This is a genomic window from Frateuria sp. sgz306004 (assembly GCF_057750885.1).
This window is the reverse complement of record NZ_JBYLFE010000008.1, coordinates 62,143-79,540: the sequence shown is the minus strand read 5'-3', so window position 1 is coordinate 79,540 and position 17,398 is coordinate 62,143. Positions and strand designations below refer to the sequence as shown.

The following is a 17,398-nucleotide window of genomic DNA, read 5'->3' as shown; positions in this document are numbered from 1 at the left end:
TCGCATGCACGAGGATTCCTGGCAGGCCTTTTCGGACCGCGTCACTTTCGAAGACGAACTTCACGTCGACTGTGCCCCTCTGACCGCACCGCTGAGCGATTTGCAGTACGGCGCGCTTCGCGAGCGCAATCTCAATGTGCTCAATACGCTGCTGGTATTCGGCGAGCGGCGTGCCGAAGCCGTGGACGAAGACAGTGCCGTGGGACAGGAGATGCAGCGGCTGGACAGCAAACTCAACGTGCTGATGGCCATGATGGATCAGTTGTTGCGGCGAAACACTGAGCTTCCGTCGCGTCGCCTGGTGCGATTCAACGCGCATGGCGCGCTGCTTCCGCGAATGATCTGGCCGGTGGGTGCCGAGCGTGCGCTGCTGCGCCTCCATATCGACGGATGCTTGGCGCTTCCCCTGGAGTTGCCGGCACGACTCATGCAAGAGCGTGATAGCGATCACATTTTTGTTGCCTTCGAAACTTTGGATGAAGTGACGCGCGATGCCCTGGAGCGTCTCGTATTCCGACATCACCGACGCAAAGTGGCAGGTCAGCGTCTAACCTCTGCTTAGACGCCCGATGATGACCGTGGCGGATATGTGACTCGGTTCACGCTACGAACGATTGGCGCACAGGTTCTTTGACGCGTGTCTCGCGCCAGTGCCGTGAAAGGTCACCATTTCAAGGACCGGTATACCCCTGGATTTGTCCAATGATTTCAGGGTTCTAAGGCATCCTGTGACGTATGCTTCACGGGGGCCGCAGAAGAGGTGACGCGACGCGACACCCACCCCTCGCCGGGAGGCGACAAGAAAACGTGGCACGCTGGCCCTCTTCTTGCTGAACACGTCCTGTAGCGGCGACGGATTGTCGACGCGAGTTGCACGTCCGTGTTCAGGGGTCCACAGATGAATGATCAAACGCAAGATAAAGGCATGGGTAAGTTCGATGTATTGGTGATCGAATCGGATCACCAGAGAGCGGAATCGGTTGTTTCGGCACTTCAGTTTCTCGGTTATCGCCCGCAGCGCGGCCAGGAAGTGGAAGAAGTGGATGACGCGACGTATGCCTGGCGTGCGGTTTATGTGGGTTCGGTAGCGCAAGACGAGGTGGCGGAACAGCAGTTCGCTCTTCTGGGTGCGGATGCGGCACACGTAAAGGTGCTGCTGTCTGCCGATTCGACCTGGAACACACGCTTGGGTACGGCCACTTCGCCGTTCGCCGCGCGTGTGGGCATCGTGCAGTTCCCGCTGCGTTATGAGCAGCTCAATGAAGCGATGCACGGCCAGCAAGCGGCCGCGCAGATCACGGTGCGTCGTCCGGAACTGCGCCTGGTGGGCAGCTCCGGCCCGATGTCCCGCGTGAACGCGCTGGTGCGCCAGGTGGCACCGTTCGATTCCAGCGTGCTGGTGCTGGGCGAGTCGGGTACGGGCAAGGAAATGGTTGCGCGCAGCATCCATGAATGCTCAGACCGCCGTGACAAGCCCTTCGTGGCCATCAATTGCGGTGCCATTCCGGCGGAATTGCTGGAGAGCGAACTGTTCGGTCACGAGAAGGGCGCCTTCACCGGTGCGATCAGCACGCGCAAGGGTCGTTTCGAGATGGCCGAGGGCGGCACGCTGTTCCTCGACGAAATCGGCGACATGAGCCTGCCGATGCAGGTGAAACTGCTTCGCGTGCTGCAGGAGCGCGTATTCGAGCGCGTAGGCAGCAATCGCACCCAGCGCTGCGATGTGCGCATCATCGCCGCCACGCATCGCAATCTGGAGGCAGCCATCGCCGGTGGCCGCTTCCGCGAGGATCTCTATTACCGCTTGAGCGTGTTCCCGTTGGAAATGCCCGCCCTGCGCGAGCACCTGGACGACCTGTCCGAGCTGGTGGCCGAGTTCAACCAGCGCCTGACCCGCCGAGGCCTTGCCTGCGTGCGTTTCAGTGCCGGTGCATTGCATGCACTGCACGGATACGCCTGGCCGGGTAATGTGCGTGAGCTTTACAACCTGGTCGAGCGCCTTTCCATCCTCTACCCGCACAGCGAAGTGCGCGTCAGCGATCTGCCGGAAAAGTATCGCGGCCAGCAAGTGGTTGAAGAAGTGCGCGGGGCAGCCTTGCTGTCGTTGATGACGGGCCAGCCGGGCATGTTGCCGGAGCCCATGACCGTGACGGCTGCCGACTCGTTGGTGATGCTGCCGGAAGGCGGCCTCGACTTGAAGGATCACCTCGCTGACATCGAGGTGGGGCTGATCCGTCAAGCGCTTGACGTTACCGGCGGTGTGGTGGCGCATGCGGCGAAGTTGCTGCGCATGCAGCGCACCACCTTGGTGGAGAAGCTGCGCAAGTACGGACTGCAGCCCATGCAGGCGTAATGCATGGCGCCATTGGCGCGGGCAGTGCTCAAAAAAAGCCTTGTTTAAGCCGGTTTTTGAGAACTGCCTCGCGCTCGAGGCGCCATGGTCGACGGTGGCACACCTTGTGCATCTACACACCTGTAACCCGTCACGCGTTGGATTTCCGTCATGAGCCAGATCGACGTAAACAGTCTGCTGTCGCAAATGCGCCAGCTCTCCTCGCAGGCCAAACCGGCCGAGCAGTCGTTCACCGCGGCTGCCACGAATCAGCCGGATTTCGCTGGCTTGCTCAAGCAATCGATATCGGCCGTGGCCGATCGCCAGGTGGATGCGGGTCGCGAAGCGGCGGCGTTCGAACGTGGAGACGCCAACGCGGATCTCGGTCGCACCATGGTCGCGGTGCAGAAGGCCGACCTTTCCTTGAATGCGCTTACGCAAGTGCGCAACAAGCTGGTCGACGCCTACAACAACATCATGAACATGCCGGTCTGACCGACGTGTTGCTGATGCCCCCGCATCCTTCGATCTCGAGCTGCTTCCATGGCTGATAACGCCCTCGCGACCACCGACGAAAAAGCCGGTTCTCGCCTGGACCTCAAACAACTGGCGCGCACGCCGGCCACACGGCAGCTCCTGCTGCTGTTTGGCGTGGCCGCGGCCGTGGCGCTCGGCGTGGCCGTGGTGCTGTGGTCGCGCGGCCCCAACTATGGCCTGCTTTACGCTGGCCTGGAGCAGAAAGACGCGGCCGCGGTGACGCAAGCCTTGCAGGCCGCCAATGTCCCTTACACGCTGGGCGGCGACGGCAGCTCGATCATGGTGCCCGCCTCGGATCTGGCGGCGATACGTTTGAAGCTCGCCTCCCAAGGCCTGCCGCAGGGCAGCGTCACCACCACAACCACTCCCGGTGGCGATTCGCCGTTCGGCATGAGCGATCTGGCCGAACGCACGCGCTACCAGCAAATGCTGGAAACCGACCTGGGCAATACCATTTCGGGTCTGCAATCGGTGCGTGCGGCACGTGTGCACCTGGCCTTGCCCAAACCGTCGGCCTTCATTCGCGACAATCGCGAAGCGAGTGCCTCGGTGCTGGTGACGCTGTACCCGGGGCGCCAGCTTGATGCGAGCCAGGTGGCAGCCATCGTGCACCTGGTGGCGTCCAGCGTACCCAATCTCGATCCCAAGCAAGTCTCGGTGGTCGATCAGCAGGGCCAACTGCTCACCAGCAGCGATCCCGCCAATGCCAGTTCGGTGGGCGACGCGCGCCTGCGCCTGGCCACCCGCATCGAGAACACCTATGCGCAGCGCATCGAGGAGTTGCTGACGCCACTGGTCGGGCCGGGCAAGGTACGCGCCCAGGTGTATGCAGACCTGGATTTCAGCGAAACTGAAAAAGCCACCGAAACCTTTGGCCACGAACACCCCGCGTTGCGCAGCGAGCAGACCAGCAGCGAGCAGCGCACTGGTGAAGCCAGTGACGCTGGTGTGCCCGGCGCGCTGAGCAATCAGCCGCCCAACACGGTGGCGCAGCCCACCGCGGCCCGACCGGCCGCCGGCAAGGCACCGGGTAAGGGCGCCAACGCCACGACGGCGCAGGCGGCGCCGCCGGGCGAAACCTCCAGCAGTGCCACGCGAAATTACGAGCTCGATCGCACCGTCAGTCATGTGAGCGATCCGGCTGGGCGTTTGAGTCGCCTCACCGTCGCGGTGGTGGTGGACAACAAGACCGTGGCCGATAAGGCCGGCAACAAGAGCGTGCCATTCACGCCGCAGGAGCTGGAACATCTCACCACGCTTGCACGCAACGCGGTGGGCTTCAGCGAAGCGCGCGGCGACAGCGTCAGCGTGATCAATCAACCCTTCCATCAGGACCCGTCCACGGACGTATCGCCCACCGCCACTCCCTTCTGGGAGCGCCCGGGCATGCTGGACCTGATCAAGCAGGCGGCTGGCATTCTGGTCGCGCTGTTGGTGGCGTTCGGCCTGCTGCGGCCCTTGCTGCGTGGCCTTGCCCGCAGCCCGGTGCCATCGCAGGAGTTGGCCCTGGCCGGCGCGGTGCCGGGAGGCGTAGCGCCGACCATTTCCGTGCGCATCGACGATCAAGAGGAGCTGGAGGACGACGTGGCGCGCATCAGCGCCGTCAAACCGGCCATGGCCTACGAGCAACGCATTTCCCTGGCGCGCCGCATGGTGAACGACAACCCAAAGCAGGTTGCGCAGGTGGTCAAGAGTTGGGTGGGCGAAGATGGCGGCTAAGCACACCTTGATCGAATCAAGCTCGCTGTCGGATGACGACGCGGTGGCGACGACACAAAGCGGAGCGGTCGCGCGCGCGACCACTCACCAAGCGGATACCGAAACCCTGGCGGGCGGGCGAGACGACACATGAAGGCCGAATTGCAACTCGGTGGCGCACAGCGCGCGGCCATTCTGCTGCTTACCCTGGGTGAGCAAGATGCGGCTGAGGTGCTCAAACACCTCAATGCACGCGACGTGCAAGCCGTCGGCCAGGCCATGGCGAGCCTCACCAATGTGTCGCGGGACCAGGTGGAGCAGGTGCTCGAGCGCCTCAATGACGACATGGGGCACCACACCTCGCTCGGCATGGGCACCGAGGAATACATCCGCAAGATCCTGGTCAACGCGCTGGGCGAGAACAAGGCCGGCGGTCTGATCGATCGCATCCTGCTGGGTCGCACCAGCAAGGGCCTGGAATCGCTCAAGTGGATGGAGAGTCGCGCTATCGCGGAGATGATCCATCAAGAGCATCCGCAGATCATCGCGTTGGTGCTGGCGCACTTGGAGCCCGACCAGGCCGCCGAGGTCATCGGCTATCTCCCGGCCCGCACGCGCAGCGACGCGGTCATGCGTATCGCCACGCTGGACGGTGTGCAGCCGCATGCACTCAATGAGCTGGACGAGATCATGGAGCGCCAGTTCTCCGGTGGCACCAAGAAGCTCAAATCCGCCAGCGTCGGTGGCCTCAAGGCGGCGGCCGACATCCTCAATGCGATGGAGAGCAGCCGCGAAACCGAATTGATGACGGCCATTCGCCAGCACGACGCCGGCCTGGGTGGGCGTATCGAAGAACTGATGTTCGTGTTCGACGACCTGGCGGAGCTGGACGACCGCAGCATGCAGACGTTGTTGCGCGAAGTGCCCACCGCACGCCTGGTCACAGCCCTCAAGGGTGCCGAGCCCGGGGTGCGCGAGCGCATCTTCGCCAACATGTCCAAGCGTGCAGCCGACATGTTGCGCGACGATCTGGAAGTATCCGGCCCGGTGCGCCTGAGCGAAGTCGACGCAGCGCAGAAGGAAGTGCTCGGCATTGCGCGCAAGCTGGCGGATGCTGGCCAGATCAACCTTTCCGGTTCCGGTGACGAGATGGTCGCATGAGCGCCGTATTGGATCGCGAACATCTTTCCGCATTCGAGCGCTGGCTGCCGCCGGAAGTGGGCGACGGCCCCATGGCTCACGTGGTGTCGCACACGCCGGCCGAGCAGCCGGCACAGCCGACGCTGCGTGATCTGGAGCAGATCGAGCAACAGGCCCGCGACGAGGGCTACGCCGCCGGTCATGCCGAAGGCATGGCTGCCGCACGCGACTTGATCAACGCACGCCTTAGTCGCCTGGATGCGCTGCTGGATGCCGCCGCACGCCCGTTGCGCGCCATGGACGACATGGTCGAACTGGAGCTGGCCCGTCTTGCCATGACCGTGGCGCGCCAGGTCGTAGCGCATGAATTGCGCACCACGCCGGACCTGATCGTGGACGCCGTGCGCAGCGCCGCCTTGGCGTTGCCATCGGCCACCGGCAACCTTCGCGTACGCCTGCACCCGGACGATCTGGCTCTGTTGCGGAGCCTGCAAGTGGCCGAGCCGCATTGGCAACTGGTCGCCGATGGCGCGCTGCATCCCGGTGATTGCGTACTGGAGAGCGAACGTTCTCGGCTGGATGCGCGCGTGGAAACCCGCCTCGCTGCCGTGGTAGAGGCGGTGCTCGGCGCCGAGTCGGAAGATGGCGACGCCGGAGTCGACGAGGTGCGTGGGTGAACACCCCGGTCGACCATTCGCCCGCGACGCTGTGGCAGGAGCGACTGGCTCGTCGTCGTCAGCGCGCATTGGCCGCCCACACCTTGACGGTGGAGGGGCGCCTGCGTCGCGTGGTGGGCCTCACGCTGGAAGCCGAAGGCTGCGAGGCTCCGTTGGGCGCGCGCTGCCTGGTGTCCACCGCGGATGGCAGTGAACTGGATACCGAAGTGGTGGGCTTCGCCGACGAACGCCTGCTGCTGATGCCCGTGACCGAGATGCATGGTGTGCTGCCCAACGCGCGCGTGCGCCCCTGCGCACACGCCAGTGGCCTGCCGGTGGGGCAGGGGCTGCTGGGTCGTGTAGTGGGCGCCGATGGCGTTCCGCTCGACGGCTTGGGCTCGCTGGATGTGGACGAGCACGCCAACCTCAAAGGCGCGCCGATCAATCCCATGGCCCGCAAGCCTATCGATACGCCGCTGGATACCGGCGTGCGCGCGATCAACGCGCTGCTCAGCGTGGGTCGAGGGCAACGCCTTGGCCTGTTCGCCGGTTCGGGCGTGGGTAAGTCCACCCTGCTGGGCATGATGACCCGATACACCGACGCCGACGTCGTGGTGGTGGGGCTGATCGGCGAGCGCGGTCGTGAAGTGAAGGAATTCGTGGAGCACACGCTCGGGCCGGAAGGCAGGGCCCGCGCGGTGATCGTGGCTGCCCCCGCCGACGCGCCGCCATTGCAGCGGCTGCGCGGCGCTCAGTACGCCACGGCCATCGCGGAGTGGTTCCGCGATCGCGGGCAGCGCGTGTTGCTGTTGATGGATTCGATTACCCGTTACGCCCAAGCCCAGCGCGAGATCGCCCTGGCGATCGGCGAGCCGCCGGCCACCAAGGGCTATCCGCCGTCGGTGTTTGCGATGCTGCCGGCGCTGGTGGAGCGGGCAGGCAACGATGCCGAAGGGCGCGGTTCCATCACCGCGTTCTACACCGTACTCACCGAAGGCGACGACTATCGCCATGACCCGATCGCGGACGCTTCGCGCGCGATTCTGGATGGTCACATCGTGCTTTCGCGCGACTTGGCAGAGGCTGGCCACTACCCGGCTATCGATATCGAGGCATCGATCAGTCGTGTGATGCCGGCGGTGGTGACGCGCGAGCACCTGCGTGCCGCGCAGCGTTTCCGCCAGGTCTATTCGGCCTACCGCCAGCAGCGCGATCTCATCGCTGTGGGCGCTTATCAGAAAGGTTCCGACCCGCAGGTGGATCACGCCATCGCCATGTGGCCGCGCTTGCGCGATTTCCTACAGCAAGAAGTCGACGACCCCATGTCCTTGGGCGAAGCCATCGCTGCGCTTGAGTTAATCACCAGCGGAGGCAATCCGTGAAATCCCGCGCGAACCGTTTGCAACCCGCAGCGGACCTGGCCCATGAGCGCCAGGAAACCGCCATGCTCCGCTTGGCCGAGCAGCAGCAACGGTTGGCCAAAGCCGAGCAGCAGCTCGCGGATCTTCGCCGGTATCGCGACGAGTACGCGCAAGCGAGTGGCGGGGTTACGGTCACCGCATTGCTCAATCGGCGCCAGTTCGTCGAGCGCATCGATCAGGTCATTGCCCAGCAGGGCGACGAAGTGACGCGCCTGCATCGACTGCTGGACCACGTGCGGGGGCAATGGCGTGACGCCCATGCACGCGAGCAGGCGCTGTCTCAGGTGATCGATCGCTACCGCGAGCAAGAGCGCAAGAGCGAGGAGCGCCGCGAACAATCCGAAATCGACGAGCGTATGCAGCATCGTCGCCCTGCGCGGGAGTGGTCACGATGAACGTTGCGCGCCCGTCTTTTCAGGAGACTCGTTCATGACGCCCCCCGTCGCCTTGGCCGCTCCTGCGCCAACACCGTCCGCCGCCCCGTCCGCGTCTTCGTCGGGTGCTTCCCGCGACAGCAGTGCGAACAACGACTTCCGCCAACCGTTCCAGCAGGCGCGTCAGCAGATGAGCCAGCAGGCCAGCGCGTCGTCTCAACAGAACAAGCCGTCGCCCGCGCGCGCGACGGGTTCGAGTGCGTCCAGTCAGCGCAACGCCGGCAACGCGTCCGGTGTCCAGGCCGCCGCCAGCAACGCAACCACCGCAGCGTCGGCCACGAGCACGCCAGTCAGCGGCACGCGCGCGAGCGCCGGCAGTACAGCTTCCGCCGCAGCCAGCGGCACCACCCAGGGCAATGACTCCAGCGACGACGCGCCCACCAGTGCCACGCCGGATCAGGCCGCGGCCATGCTCGCCCTGTTGGGTCAGAGCATCCCCGCCACGGCCGCACCCGCTGCCGTACCGGCGGATGGGGCAGCGGGCCAGTCTGGCGCTACGCTGTCGGCCTCGTCGACCCCGGCCACTACCAACGTAGCCAGCCTGGTGTCGATGCAATTGGCACAGGCGCGCGCGCTGAGTGCTGGTGCCACTACCGATGGGGCGGGGACTGCGTCGGCGGATGCGGACGACTTGAGCGATTCGGCGACATCTCTGGACGCCATGGCGGGCAAGGCACTCGCCGCGGCCAGCGATGGCGACGACGAACCGGCGACCTCCACGCTTTCCACAGGCTTCGCCGCCATCGCCAAAGCTATAGGGGGGGCATCCACCACGGTTACATCGGCTAACAACACGCAAGGCGAGCATGGCAACACGCTGGACGCCCTGCACGCACTGGTCGCCACACCCTTGCCGCCGCCGCAGGCGGCACCCACCGCCGCGACCCACACGCTGACCATGCAGTCCAGCGCCGGCAGCCCGGCGTTTGCGCAGGAACTCGGGCAGCAGGTGGCGTGGCTGGGCGGGCAGGACATCAAGGAAGCACGCATCCGCTTGCACCCGGAGGATCTCGGTGCGCTGGACGTGAAAGTAAGCGTGCTGCACGACCGCGTGGACGTGAGTTTCATGGCACAGCATCCGCAGGCCGTACATGCCGTGCAACAGACGCTGAGCCAACTCGACAGCCTCTTGGCGCACCACGGCTTGACCCTGGGTCAGGCCCAAGTGGGGCAGGGCGGGCAGGGCCAGGCGTCCACAGGCCAGGGCGGCGCGGCTGGGAACAGCTCGAACGCTGAAGGCGCTGACGGCAACGAAAGTGGAGTGGCCGCGGTCGTTACCCCGCTGGTGAAGGCGGTAGGCCTGCTCGATACCTTCGCTTGAGCTGACGTACTCTGACCTTGGAAAGGTCTGATTAATCGACATGTTGCTTGTCATGCCTGCGGAAGCAGGAATCCAGTGCCTTTAGGTTCAGAGATATACAGGCACTGGATGACCAGCCCTTCGGCTGTTGAAAGGCGCCTCCAGCTCTCGCCCCTTTTGCGGGGTTCGCTGGGATAACGAGCAAGAACGCAGATCGCCCCTCACGCTCGCTCCCGGCACGGCACCACGCCCCGTGACGGCGATCCGTCAAACGCCATCACGGCGTCGCGCGCATTCCCCGTCGCGCGTCAAGAAAGCAACGCAAGCACTTTGCTCCCCTATGAAAACCCACTGAAAACAAGGTTCTTCACCGATGGCATGGCGTTTGCTACCAACGGTCAGGGGCGGCCGCGCGGGCGGCTGTCGATGCATCGACGAGTAATAGGGAACGACATCGCATGGCTCAGAACGAGCAGGTAACGGAAAACGGCAACGGCGCTCGCAAGAAGGGGCCGTCCAAGATGATCTGGGTCATGGGCGTGGCCCTGCTGGCGATGGCGGGCGTGTGTGCCTACGTGCTGCTGGGCACGCGACAAGGTCACGGCAACGCGCCGGAAGAGCCCAAAGTGGTGATGTCCAAGCAGGAGCAATTCCTGCCGCTCGATCCGCCGTTCGTCGTGAACTTCAAGGACGACCAGTCCATGCGCTTCCTGCAGGTCGGCGTGAGCCTGATGTCGCACGACGCGGCGGCGCTCACTGCCGCCAAGGAAGCCGAGCCAGTGATTCGCAATGCGTTGGTCATGCTTTTCAGCAGCCAGGACTACACCATCCTCAGTGACCCCGCCGGCAAGCAGAAGCTGCAGGCGCAGGCGCTGGAAGCGGTGCGTCAGATCATTCAGAAGCGCCTGGGTCGCCCCGGCGTGGAAGCGCTCTATTTCACCAGTTTCGTGATGCAGTAACAGGCGAACGCCCATGAGCGATCTGCTTTCCCAGGAAGAAATCGACGCCCTCTTGGATGGTGTGGAGGGTGGTGCGGTCGAGACCGGCAGCGACGAACCGTTGTCGTCCGAAGAGGTCATCGCCTATGACTTCACTCAGCAGGACCGCATCGTTCGCGGTCGCTTGCCCACCCTGGAGATGGTCAATGACCGCTTCGCGCGCTTCTTCCGCAGCGCCGTGTTCGGCGTGCTACGCAAGACCTGCGAGGTGTCGGTGCTCGGCGTGAAGATGATCAAGTTCGCCGAGTACGTGCATGGTCTCACCGTGCCGACCAACCTTAACCTGGTGCGCATCAAGCCGCTGCGCGGCACAGGGCTGGTGGTGATGGAGCCGCGTCTGGTGTTCACCATCATCGACAATTTCTTCGGTGGCGACGGCCGGTTTCACGCGCGCATCGAAGGTCGCGATTTCACGCCCACCGAAAACCGCGTGATCCAGATCATGCTGACGGAGCTGTTCGCCGCCATGGTGGAGGCGTGGGCGCCGGTGATCCCGCTGACCTTCGAGTACATGAACTCGGAGATCAACCCGCAGTTCGCCAACATCGTGAGCCCCACCGAAACCGTAGTGGTGTCCAAGTTCCACTGTGAGCTCGATGGTGGTGGTGGCGAGATTCACCTCACCATGCCCTACGCCATGATCGAGCCGATCCGTACCTTGCTCGACGCGGGCGTGCAGAGCGACCGCGTGGACCGCGACCAGCGCTGGGCCGAGACATTGCAGGACGAAGTGCTCGATGCCGAAGTCGAGTTGAGTTCGCTGCTGCTCGAAAAGCGGCTGACGATCCGTGAGTTCCTGCACCTTCGCCCGGGCGACGTCATACCGGTCAATCTGCCCGATCTCGCCACTGTCTTCGCCGAAGACGTGCCGATCTTCCGTGCACGTTATGGCCAGAACAACGGACGCAACGCCGTCCGCTTCCATGAGCAAGCCGGCCGCCGGGAAGTGCGCCTGCCTGCCGAAAACCCCCTGGAGAGCCTCACCGCATGAGCACCATCAACGAAGCAATCGCCGGCTCTACGCAGCGCGTCGAGTTCGACCCCATCACCGGCGCAGGCGGCGAGGGTGCGGACGTCAATCTGGACATGATCCTGGATGTGCCGGTGACCCTGGCCATGGAAGTGGGGCGCACCCGCATCAGCATCCGCAACCTGCTGCAGCTCAACCAGGGTTCCGTGGTGGAGCTGGACCGCTCCGCCGGCGAACCGCTGGATGTGTTCGTCAACGGCATGCTGGTCGCGCATGGCGAAGTGGTCGTGATCAACGAACGCTTCGGCATCCGTCTCACCGACGTGATCAGCCCCGCCGAGCGCGTGCGTAAGCTGCGGTGAGTACCATGCTGCTTGCCCTTGCCCTTCCTGTTGCCAGTACGCCCGACATCCATGTCGGCGGCGAGCTGTTGCGCGTATTGCTAAGCCTGGCTGGCATCGTGGCGCTAATCTTCGCCGCCGGCTGGCTCAGTCGCCGGTTGCAGGCGCGTACGACATCGGGCGGGCGACGCCTGCGCTGCGTGGAATCGATGGCGGTCGGCGCACGCGATCGGCTGCTGCTGATCGATGCCGACGGCAAGCGACTGCTGGTCGGCGTGGGGCAAGGCGGCATGCGCACGCTGCACGTATACGAAGGTACGGCCGACGCGGTCGTGTCCGAGCCGGTTACTCAACCATCGTTGCCGGCGTTCGGCGATGTACTGGCGCGCTGGAAGCGCAAATCATGAAGCATCTCCGTTGGATCGCCGTCGCCCTGCTGTTGTTGTGCCCGTTGGTTGCCTGGGCCGCGCCCACCATGCCGGCCATGCCCAGCATGCCGCAGATGCCTTCCTCTCCCGCGGGCATTCCTGCGCTGACCGTTCAGAACGGGCCGGGTGGCGTTCAGAACTGGACGCTTTCGTTGCAGATGCTGGCGCTGATGACGGTGCTGACCGTGCTGCCGGCAGTGCTGCTGATGATGACCTCGTTCACGCGCATCATCATCGTGCTTGGCTTCTTGCGGCAGGCGCTGGGCACCCAATCCACGCCATCGAACCAGATTCTGCTCGGACTCTCGCTGTTTCTGACGCTATTCGTGATGTCGCCGGTGCTCAGTCGCGCGTACGACGATGGCGTTAAGCCCTACATGGACGGCAAGCTGGCCATGGAGCAGGCCGTGCCGGCCGCTGCCGCGCCGTTCAAGCATTTCATGCTGGACCAGACGCGCGATGCAGACCTGCAGCTGTTTACTCATCTAGCCAACGAAAAGCCCTATGCGAGCAAGGACGACGTGCCCTTCCGCGTGGCGATGCCGGCCTTCGTGACGAGCGAGCTGAAAACCGCCTTCCAGATGGGCTTCCTCCTGTTCATTCCGTTCCTGATCATCGACTTGGTAGTGGCCAGCGTGCTCATGTCCATGGGCATGATGATGGTGTCACCGGCGATCATCTCTTTGCCGTTCAAGATCATGCTGTTCGTGCTGGTGGATGGCTGGACGCTGCTGCTGGGTACGCTCGCCGGGAGCTTCTACACATGAGCGCGCCAAGCGGTGGAAACGGGGTGCCGGCATGACGCCCGAATCGGTCATCGAGTTCGGCCAGCATGCGCTGTACGTGGCCATGATCGTGGCCGCGCCGCTGCTCCTCACGGCGCTCGCCGTGGGCCTGATCATCGGCGTGGTGCAGGCCGCCACGCAGATCAACGAAATGACCCTGAGCTTCATCCCCAAAGTCATCGCCATGGCCACCGTGGCGTTGATTGCCGGGCCATGGATGCTGCGCACGTTGGTGCAGTTCACCCGCCAATTGATCGAGAGCCTGCCCGGGGCGGTGAAATGAACACGCTGGACCTGGCCGACCTGCAGCGCTACGTGGGTGCTCTGCTGTGGGCCATCGGCCGGGTGGGCGGTGCCTGCATGACGGCGCCGGTATTTGGCGACAAGGTGGTGCCGCAGCGCATCCGGCTGGGCGTGATCATCGTGCTCTCGATAGTGCTTGCGCCGTTGGCGCCCACCAGCATCGACCCGATGACCGCGGACGGCGTCGCCACTATGGTGAGCCAGGTGCTGATCGGCGCGGCGATTGGTTTTGTGCTGAAGCTGGTGTTCGAGGCGGTGTCGTTCGGCGGTCAGTTGGTTGGGCAGAGCATGAGCCTTGGGTTTGCCGAAACGGTGAATCCCAGCGCCGGCGGTAGCTCGCCCGTGCTCAGCCAGCTCTACGTGTTGCTGGTAACGCTGCTTTTCCTGGCAATGGATGGTCACCTGCGCCTCATTGCCCTCTTGGGTGACAGTTTTCACACCTTGCCCCCGGGCCGTGCCGCGATTGACAGCAACGGGCTGCACACGGTGGTGGCCTTTGCCACCCAGTTGTTCGGCGGCGCGGTGCGCGTGGCCTTGCCGGCCATGACGTCCCTGCTGATGGTGAACATCGGCTTCGCCGCCATCAGCCGTGCGGCGCCATCCATGAATCTGTTTGCGGTGGGTTTCCCCATCACGGTGACCTTGGGTTTTGTGGCGCTGTGGCTCTCGCTGCGCAGCGTGCCGGGTGCGTTCGACGCGTTGTTGACCCGCGCCTGGGCGTTGATGCACGACTTGGCCGGCGGTTGAGGGGCGCGCCATGTCTGAACATGACGAACAGGAACGCACTGAACAACCCTCAGAAAAGCGCCTGCGCGAAGCGCGGGAAAAAGGCGAACTGCCACGCTCGCGCGATCTGTCCGGTGCGGTGGTGGTGCTGGCGGGCGTGGCCGCTCTCATGAGCGGTGGCGAAAGCGCCTACCTGCATATGCAGCGCATCTACACACTGGGCCTGAGCTATGGGCGCGATGCGTTGTTCTCAGAGCAACTCCCCTCGCATGTGCTGGGGCTGGCGTTGCGCGAAGCCATGCTGTTGCTGGCGCCGATCGGTCTGGCCACGGTATTGGCGGCACTGGCAGCGCCGGTGCTGTTGGGCGGCCTGAACTTCAGCACCCAAGCGCTGGAACCCAAGTTCGAGCGTCTGGACCCGATTACGGGCCTGGGGCGCATCTTTGCCATGCGCGGCCTGGTGGAACTGGCCAAATCGTTGCTCAAGCTGGTGCTGATTGGTGCCGTGCTGATGATGGTGCTGTTCAACTGGCAGCGCGACATGATGGACACCGGCCAGGGCGAAGTCGGACCCGGCATGGTGCGGGCGATGAGTCTGCTCGGCCATGGTGCTTTGCTGTTCGGCACGGTGTTGGCGCTGATCGGCGGCATCGACGCGGTGTACCAGAAGTTCGATCACAACAAGCGCCTGCGCATGACGCGCCAGGAACTGAAGGACGAGTCGAAGGAAAGCGAGGGCAACCCCGAGCTCAAGGGACGCATTCGCCAGTTGCAGTTCCAGATGGCGCGCAAGCGCATGATGCAAGAGCTGCCCAACGCTGACGTGCTGATCACCAACCCCACGCACTTCGCCGTGGCCTTGCGCTACGACGAGGGCCGCATGGGCGCGCCGCGCGTAATCGCCAAGGGTGTGGACGAACTAGCCATGCAGATTCGCATGGTGGCCAATAGCCATCGCATTCCCACGGTGGAGGCGCCGCCGCTGGCGCGCGCGCTCTACGCCACGACCCGGCTGGACCGCGAGATTCCCGCGTCGCTGTACGTGGCCGTCGCGCAGGTACTGGCCTATGTGTTCCAGCTCAAACAGGCGACGGCTCGCGGCGACGAGCCGCCCACGGCGCCGCAACCCGATGTCGATCCGGACCTGATGGGTCCCTACAAGCTCTAAACGGATACGTGCATGGCCAACGCAAACGCCATCGATAGTCTGAAATCGCTCGGCCGCCGCGGCGTGGGTGCGCCGATCATCATGCTCGCCGCCCTGGCAATGATGATGCTGCCGCTGCCACCGTTTCTGCTGGACATGCTCTTCAGCTTCAACATCGCGCTGTCGCTCGTGATTCTGCTGGCGGTGATCTATGTGATGCGTCCGCTGGAGTTCGCGGCGTTTCCCACCGTGGTGCTGATGGCCACGTTATTGCGGCTGGCGCTCAACATCGCCTCCACGCGCGTAGTGCTTCTGCACGGTCATGATGGCCCCGGTGCGGCCGGCAAGGTCATCGAGGCGTTCGGTGAGTTCGTGATCGGCGGCAACTTCGCCGTGGGCCTGGTGGTGTTCGCTATCCTCACCATCATCAACTTTGTGGTGGTGACCAAGGGCGCCACGCGCGTGTCCGAGGTGACCGCGCGCTTCACCTTGGATGCCATGCCCGGCAAGCAGATGGCTATCGATGCCGATCTCAACGCCGGCCTGCTCAACCAGGAGCAGGCGCGCGAGCGTCGCCAGGAAGTGCGAGAGGAAGCCGACTTTTACGGCTCCATGGATGGTGCCTCCAAGTTCGTGCGCGGCGACGCTACGGCGGGCATCCTGATCCTCTTGATCAACATCGTGGGTGGCTTCTTCGTGGGCGTGCTGCAGCACGGGCTGTCCGCCGCCGAGGCCGCCAGGACCTACACGCTGCTCACCATCGGCGATGGCCTGGTGGCGCAGGTGCCCGGACTGATGCTGTCCATCGCCACGGCGGTGATCGTGACGCGCGTGTCCAAGTCGCAAGACATGGGCAAGCAGTTGGTGGGCCAGTTGTTCGGCCAGCCGCGTGCGCTGGCGGTGGCCGGCGTGGTGCTGGGTGTGATGGGCCTGATCCCGGGCATGCCGAACATTGCCTTCCTGTTGCTGGGTGCCACCTGCGGCGGCGCGGCCTGGCTGATGATCAAGCGCGAACGCGAAGCCAAGGAGCGCGCCGCACAGGCCCTGGTGGAACTGCCACCCCCGGCGGCACCGGCCGAGCGGCTGGAGCTGGGTTGGGAAGACGTTGCCAGCGTCGATCCGCTCGGCCTGGAGGTGGGGTATCGCCTCATTCCGCTGGTGGATGCGCATCAGGGCGGCGAACTCATGGGACGCATCAAATCCGTGCGCCGCAAGCTGTCGCAGGAGTTGGGTTTCCTCATTCCGCCGGTGCATATCCGCGACAACCTGGACCTGGGCGCCAATACCTACCGCATCACCCTGATGGGCGTACCCATGGGCGAGGCCGAAGTGCACAACGATCGCCTGCTGGCGATCAACCCCGGCCGTGTGCAGGAGGGGCTGCACGGCATCGCCACGCGCGACCCGGCCTTTGGCCTGGAGGCGCTGTGGATCGAGCCCGGGCAGCGTGAACAGGCGCAGAGCCTGGGTTACACGGTGGTGGACCCGGCCACCGTCATCGCCACGCATCTGTCTCACATTCTCCAGGGACACGCGCACGAACTGCTGGGCCATCAAGACGTACAGCAACTCCTGGACCGCCTGGCGCAGAGCGCACCCAAGCTGGTGGAAGACCTGGTGCCCAAGCGCCTGTCGCTGGGCGTGGTGGTAAAGGTCATGCAGAACCTGCTCGCCGAACGGGTGCCGATCCGCAACATGCGCAGCATCGTCGAATCCTTGGCGGAGCATGCGGCGCAGAGTCAGGATCCCGGCACGCTTACCGCCGCCGTACGCGTGGCGCTGGGGCGCCAGATCGTCCAGGAGATTTCCGGGCTGGGTACCGAGATTCCGGTGATCACGCTGGCGCCGGAGCTGGAGCAAATTCTGCTGGGATCGCTCGCCAATGGCGGCGCAGCGGGCGCCGCCGTGGAACCGGGCCTTGCCGATCGCCTGCAACAAGGCGTGGCAGAGGCCGCCCGCAAGCAGGAAATGAGCGGCGAACCGGCGGTGTTGTTGGTCTCGCCGCAGCTTCGGCCGTGGCTGTCACGCTTTACCCGCCATGTGGCACAGAACCTGCACGTACTCGCCTACAACGAGGTGCCCGACAACCGCAGAGTGCGGCTGGTGCAGGCACTGGGTCGTTAACGGAGAGGAACAGGGTCATGGCGAAAAGGGAATGGAAGCGGGTTAGCGCAGTGGCATC

18 protein-coding genes are annotated in these 17,398 nt (G+C 64.4%); all 18 read left to right on the top strand.

The genetic code is table 11. From position 1 onward, the window contains the following. Window positions 1-4: 4 nt before the first annotated feature. The gene (locus tag AC3G2C_RS16990; RefSeq protein ID WP_488385823.1) at window positions 5-562 is read left to right on the top strand and encodes a PilZ domain-containing protein; all 558 of its coding nucleotides are present in this window, start codon (window positions 5-7) and stop codon (window positions 560-562) included. 363 nt (window positions 563-925) lie between these two features. Beyond that, window positions 926-2,353 (top strand): sigma-54 dependent transcriptional regulator, encoded by a 1,428-nt coding sequence (locus tag AC3G2C_RS16985; protein ID WP_488385822.1) that lies wholly within the window; start codon window positions 926-928, stop codon window positions 2,351-2,353. Between the two features lie 150 nt (window positions 2,354-2,503). Further along, entirely contained in the window at window positions 2,504-2,827 is a 324-nt protein-coding gene (gene fliE, locus AC3G2C_RS16980; RefSeq protein ID WP_488385821.1) for a flagellar hook-basal body complex protein FliE, read from the top strand. Window positions 2,828-2,875: 48 nt separating this feature from the next. Then, window positions 2,876-4,588 (top strand): flagellar basal-body MS-ring/collar protein FliF, encoded by a 1,713-nt coding sequence (gene fliF, locus AC3G2C_RS16975; protein ID WP_488385820.1) that lies wholly within the window; start codon window positions 2,876-2,878, stop codon window positions 4,586-4,588. A 129-nt stretch (window positions 4,589-4,717) separates the two neighbouring features. Beyond that, entirely contained in the window at window positions 4,718-5,728 is a 1,011-nt protein-coding gene (gene fliG / locus AC3G2C_RS16970; protein ID WP_488385819.1) for a flagellar motor switch protein FliG, read from the top strand. Further along, window positions 5,725-6,384 (top strand): flagellar assembly protein FliH, encoded by a 660-nt coding sequence (locus AC3G2C_RS16965; RefSeq protein ID WP_488385818.1) that lies wholly within the window; start codon window positions 5,725-5,727, stop codon window positions 6,382-6,384. Before fliG ends, AC3G2C_RS16965 begins: the two co-directional genes overlap by 4 nt. Beyond that, a complete protein-coding gene (fliI, locus tag AC3G2C_RS16960) occupies window positions 6,381-7,745 on the top strand; it encodes a flagellar protein export ATPase FliI (protein WP_488385817.1) in 1,365 nt (454 codons plus the stop codon). Before AC3G2C_RS16965 ends, fliI begins: the two co-directional genes overlap by 4 nt. Then, window positions 7,742-8,179 (top strand): flagellar export protein FliJ, encoded by a 438-nt coding sequence (gene fliJ / locus AC3G2C_RS16955; protein ID WP_488385816.1) that lies wholly within the window; start codon window positions 7,742-7,744, stop codon window positions 8,177-8,179. The genes fliI and fliJ overlap by 4 nt, the downstream gene beginning before the upstream one ends. 34 nt (window positions 8,180-8,213) lie before the next feature. Further along, window positions 8,214-9,539: a flagellar hook-length control protein FliK gene (locus tag AC3G2C_RS16950; RefSeq protein ID WP_488385815.1), complete on the top strand. Its 1,326-nt coding sequence runs from the start codon at window positions 8,214-8,216 to the stop codon at window positions 9,537-9,539. 437 nt (window positions 9,540-9,976) lie between these two features. Next, a complete protein-coding gene (locus AC3G2C_RS16945) occupies window positions 9,977-10,477 on the top strand; it encodes a flagellar basal body-associated FliL family protein (protein ID WP_488385814.1) in 501 nt (166 codons plus the stop codon). Window positions 10,478-10,490: 13 nt separating this feature from the next. Beyond that, window positions 10,491-11,507: a flagellar motor switch protein FliM gene (fliM, locus tag AC3G2C_RS16940; protein ID WP_488385813.1), complete on the top strand. Its 1,017-nt coding sequence runs from the start codon at window positions 10,491-10,493 to the stop codon at window positions 11,505-11,507. Continuing rightward, complete coding sequence (gene fliN, locus AC3G2C_RS16935; RefSeq protein ID WP_488385812.1) at window positions 11,504-11,848, top strand: flagellar motor switch protein FliN; 345 nt, start codon at window positions 11,504-11,506, stop codon at window positions 11,846-11,848. Before fliM ends, fliN begins: the two co-directional genes overlap by 4 nt. A 5-nt stretch (window positions 11,849-11,853) precedes the next feature. Continuing rightward, window positions 11,854-12,234: a flagellar biosynthetic protein FliO gene (fliO, locus tag AC3G2C_RS16930; RefSeq protein WP_488385811.1), complete on the top strand. Its 381-nt coding sequence runs from the start codon at window positions 11,854-11,856 to the stop codon at window positions 12,232-12,234. Further along, window positions 12,231-13,022, top strand: a complete 792-nt coding sequence (gene fliP / locus AC3G2C_RS16925) for a flagellar type III secretion system pore protein FliP (RefSeq protein WP_488385810.1) — start codon at window positions 12,231-12,233, stop codon at window positions 13,020-13,022. The genes fliO and fliP overlap by 4 nt, the downstream gene beginning before the upstream one ends. Window positions 13,023-13,053: 31 nt before the next feature. Then, window positions 13,054-13,323 carry a flagellar biosynthesis protein FliQ gene (gene fliQ / locus AC3G2C_RS16920; RefSeq protein WP_488385809.1) on the top strand — a complete coding sequence of 90 codons (270 nt, stop codon included), beginning with the start codon at window positions 13,054-13,056 and terminating at the stop codon, window positions 13,321-13,323. Further along, window positions 13,320-14,090 carry a flagellar biosynthetic protein FliR gene (gene fliR, locus AC3G2C_RS16915; protein ID WP_488385808.1) on the top strand — a complete coding sequence of 257 codons (771 nt, stop codon included), beginning with the start codon at window positions 13,320-13,322 and terminating at the stop codon, window positions 14,088-14,090. The genes fliQ and fliR overlap by 4 nt, the downstream gene beginning before the upstream one ends. Window positions 14,091-14,100: 10 nt before the next feature. Beyond that, window positions 14,101-15,237, top strand: a complete 1,137-nt coding sequence (flhB, locus tag AC3G2C_RS16910; protein WP_488385807.1) for a flagellar biosynthesis protein FlhB — start codon at window positions 14,101-14,103, stop codon at window positions 15,235-15,237. A 12-nt stretch (window positions 15,238-15,249) separates the two neighbouring features. Next, window positions 15,250-17,340 carry a flagellar biosynthesis protein FlhA gene (gene flhA, locus AC3G2C_RS16905; protein ID WP_488385806.1) on the top strand — a complete coding sequence of 697 codons (2,091 nt, stop codon included), beginning with the start codon at window positions 15,250-15,252 and terminating at the stop codon, window positions 17,338-17,340. Window positions 17,341-17,398: the final 58 nt, after the last annotated feature.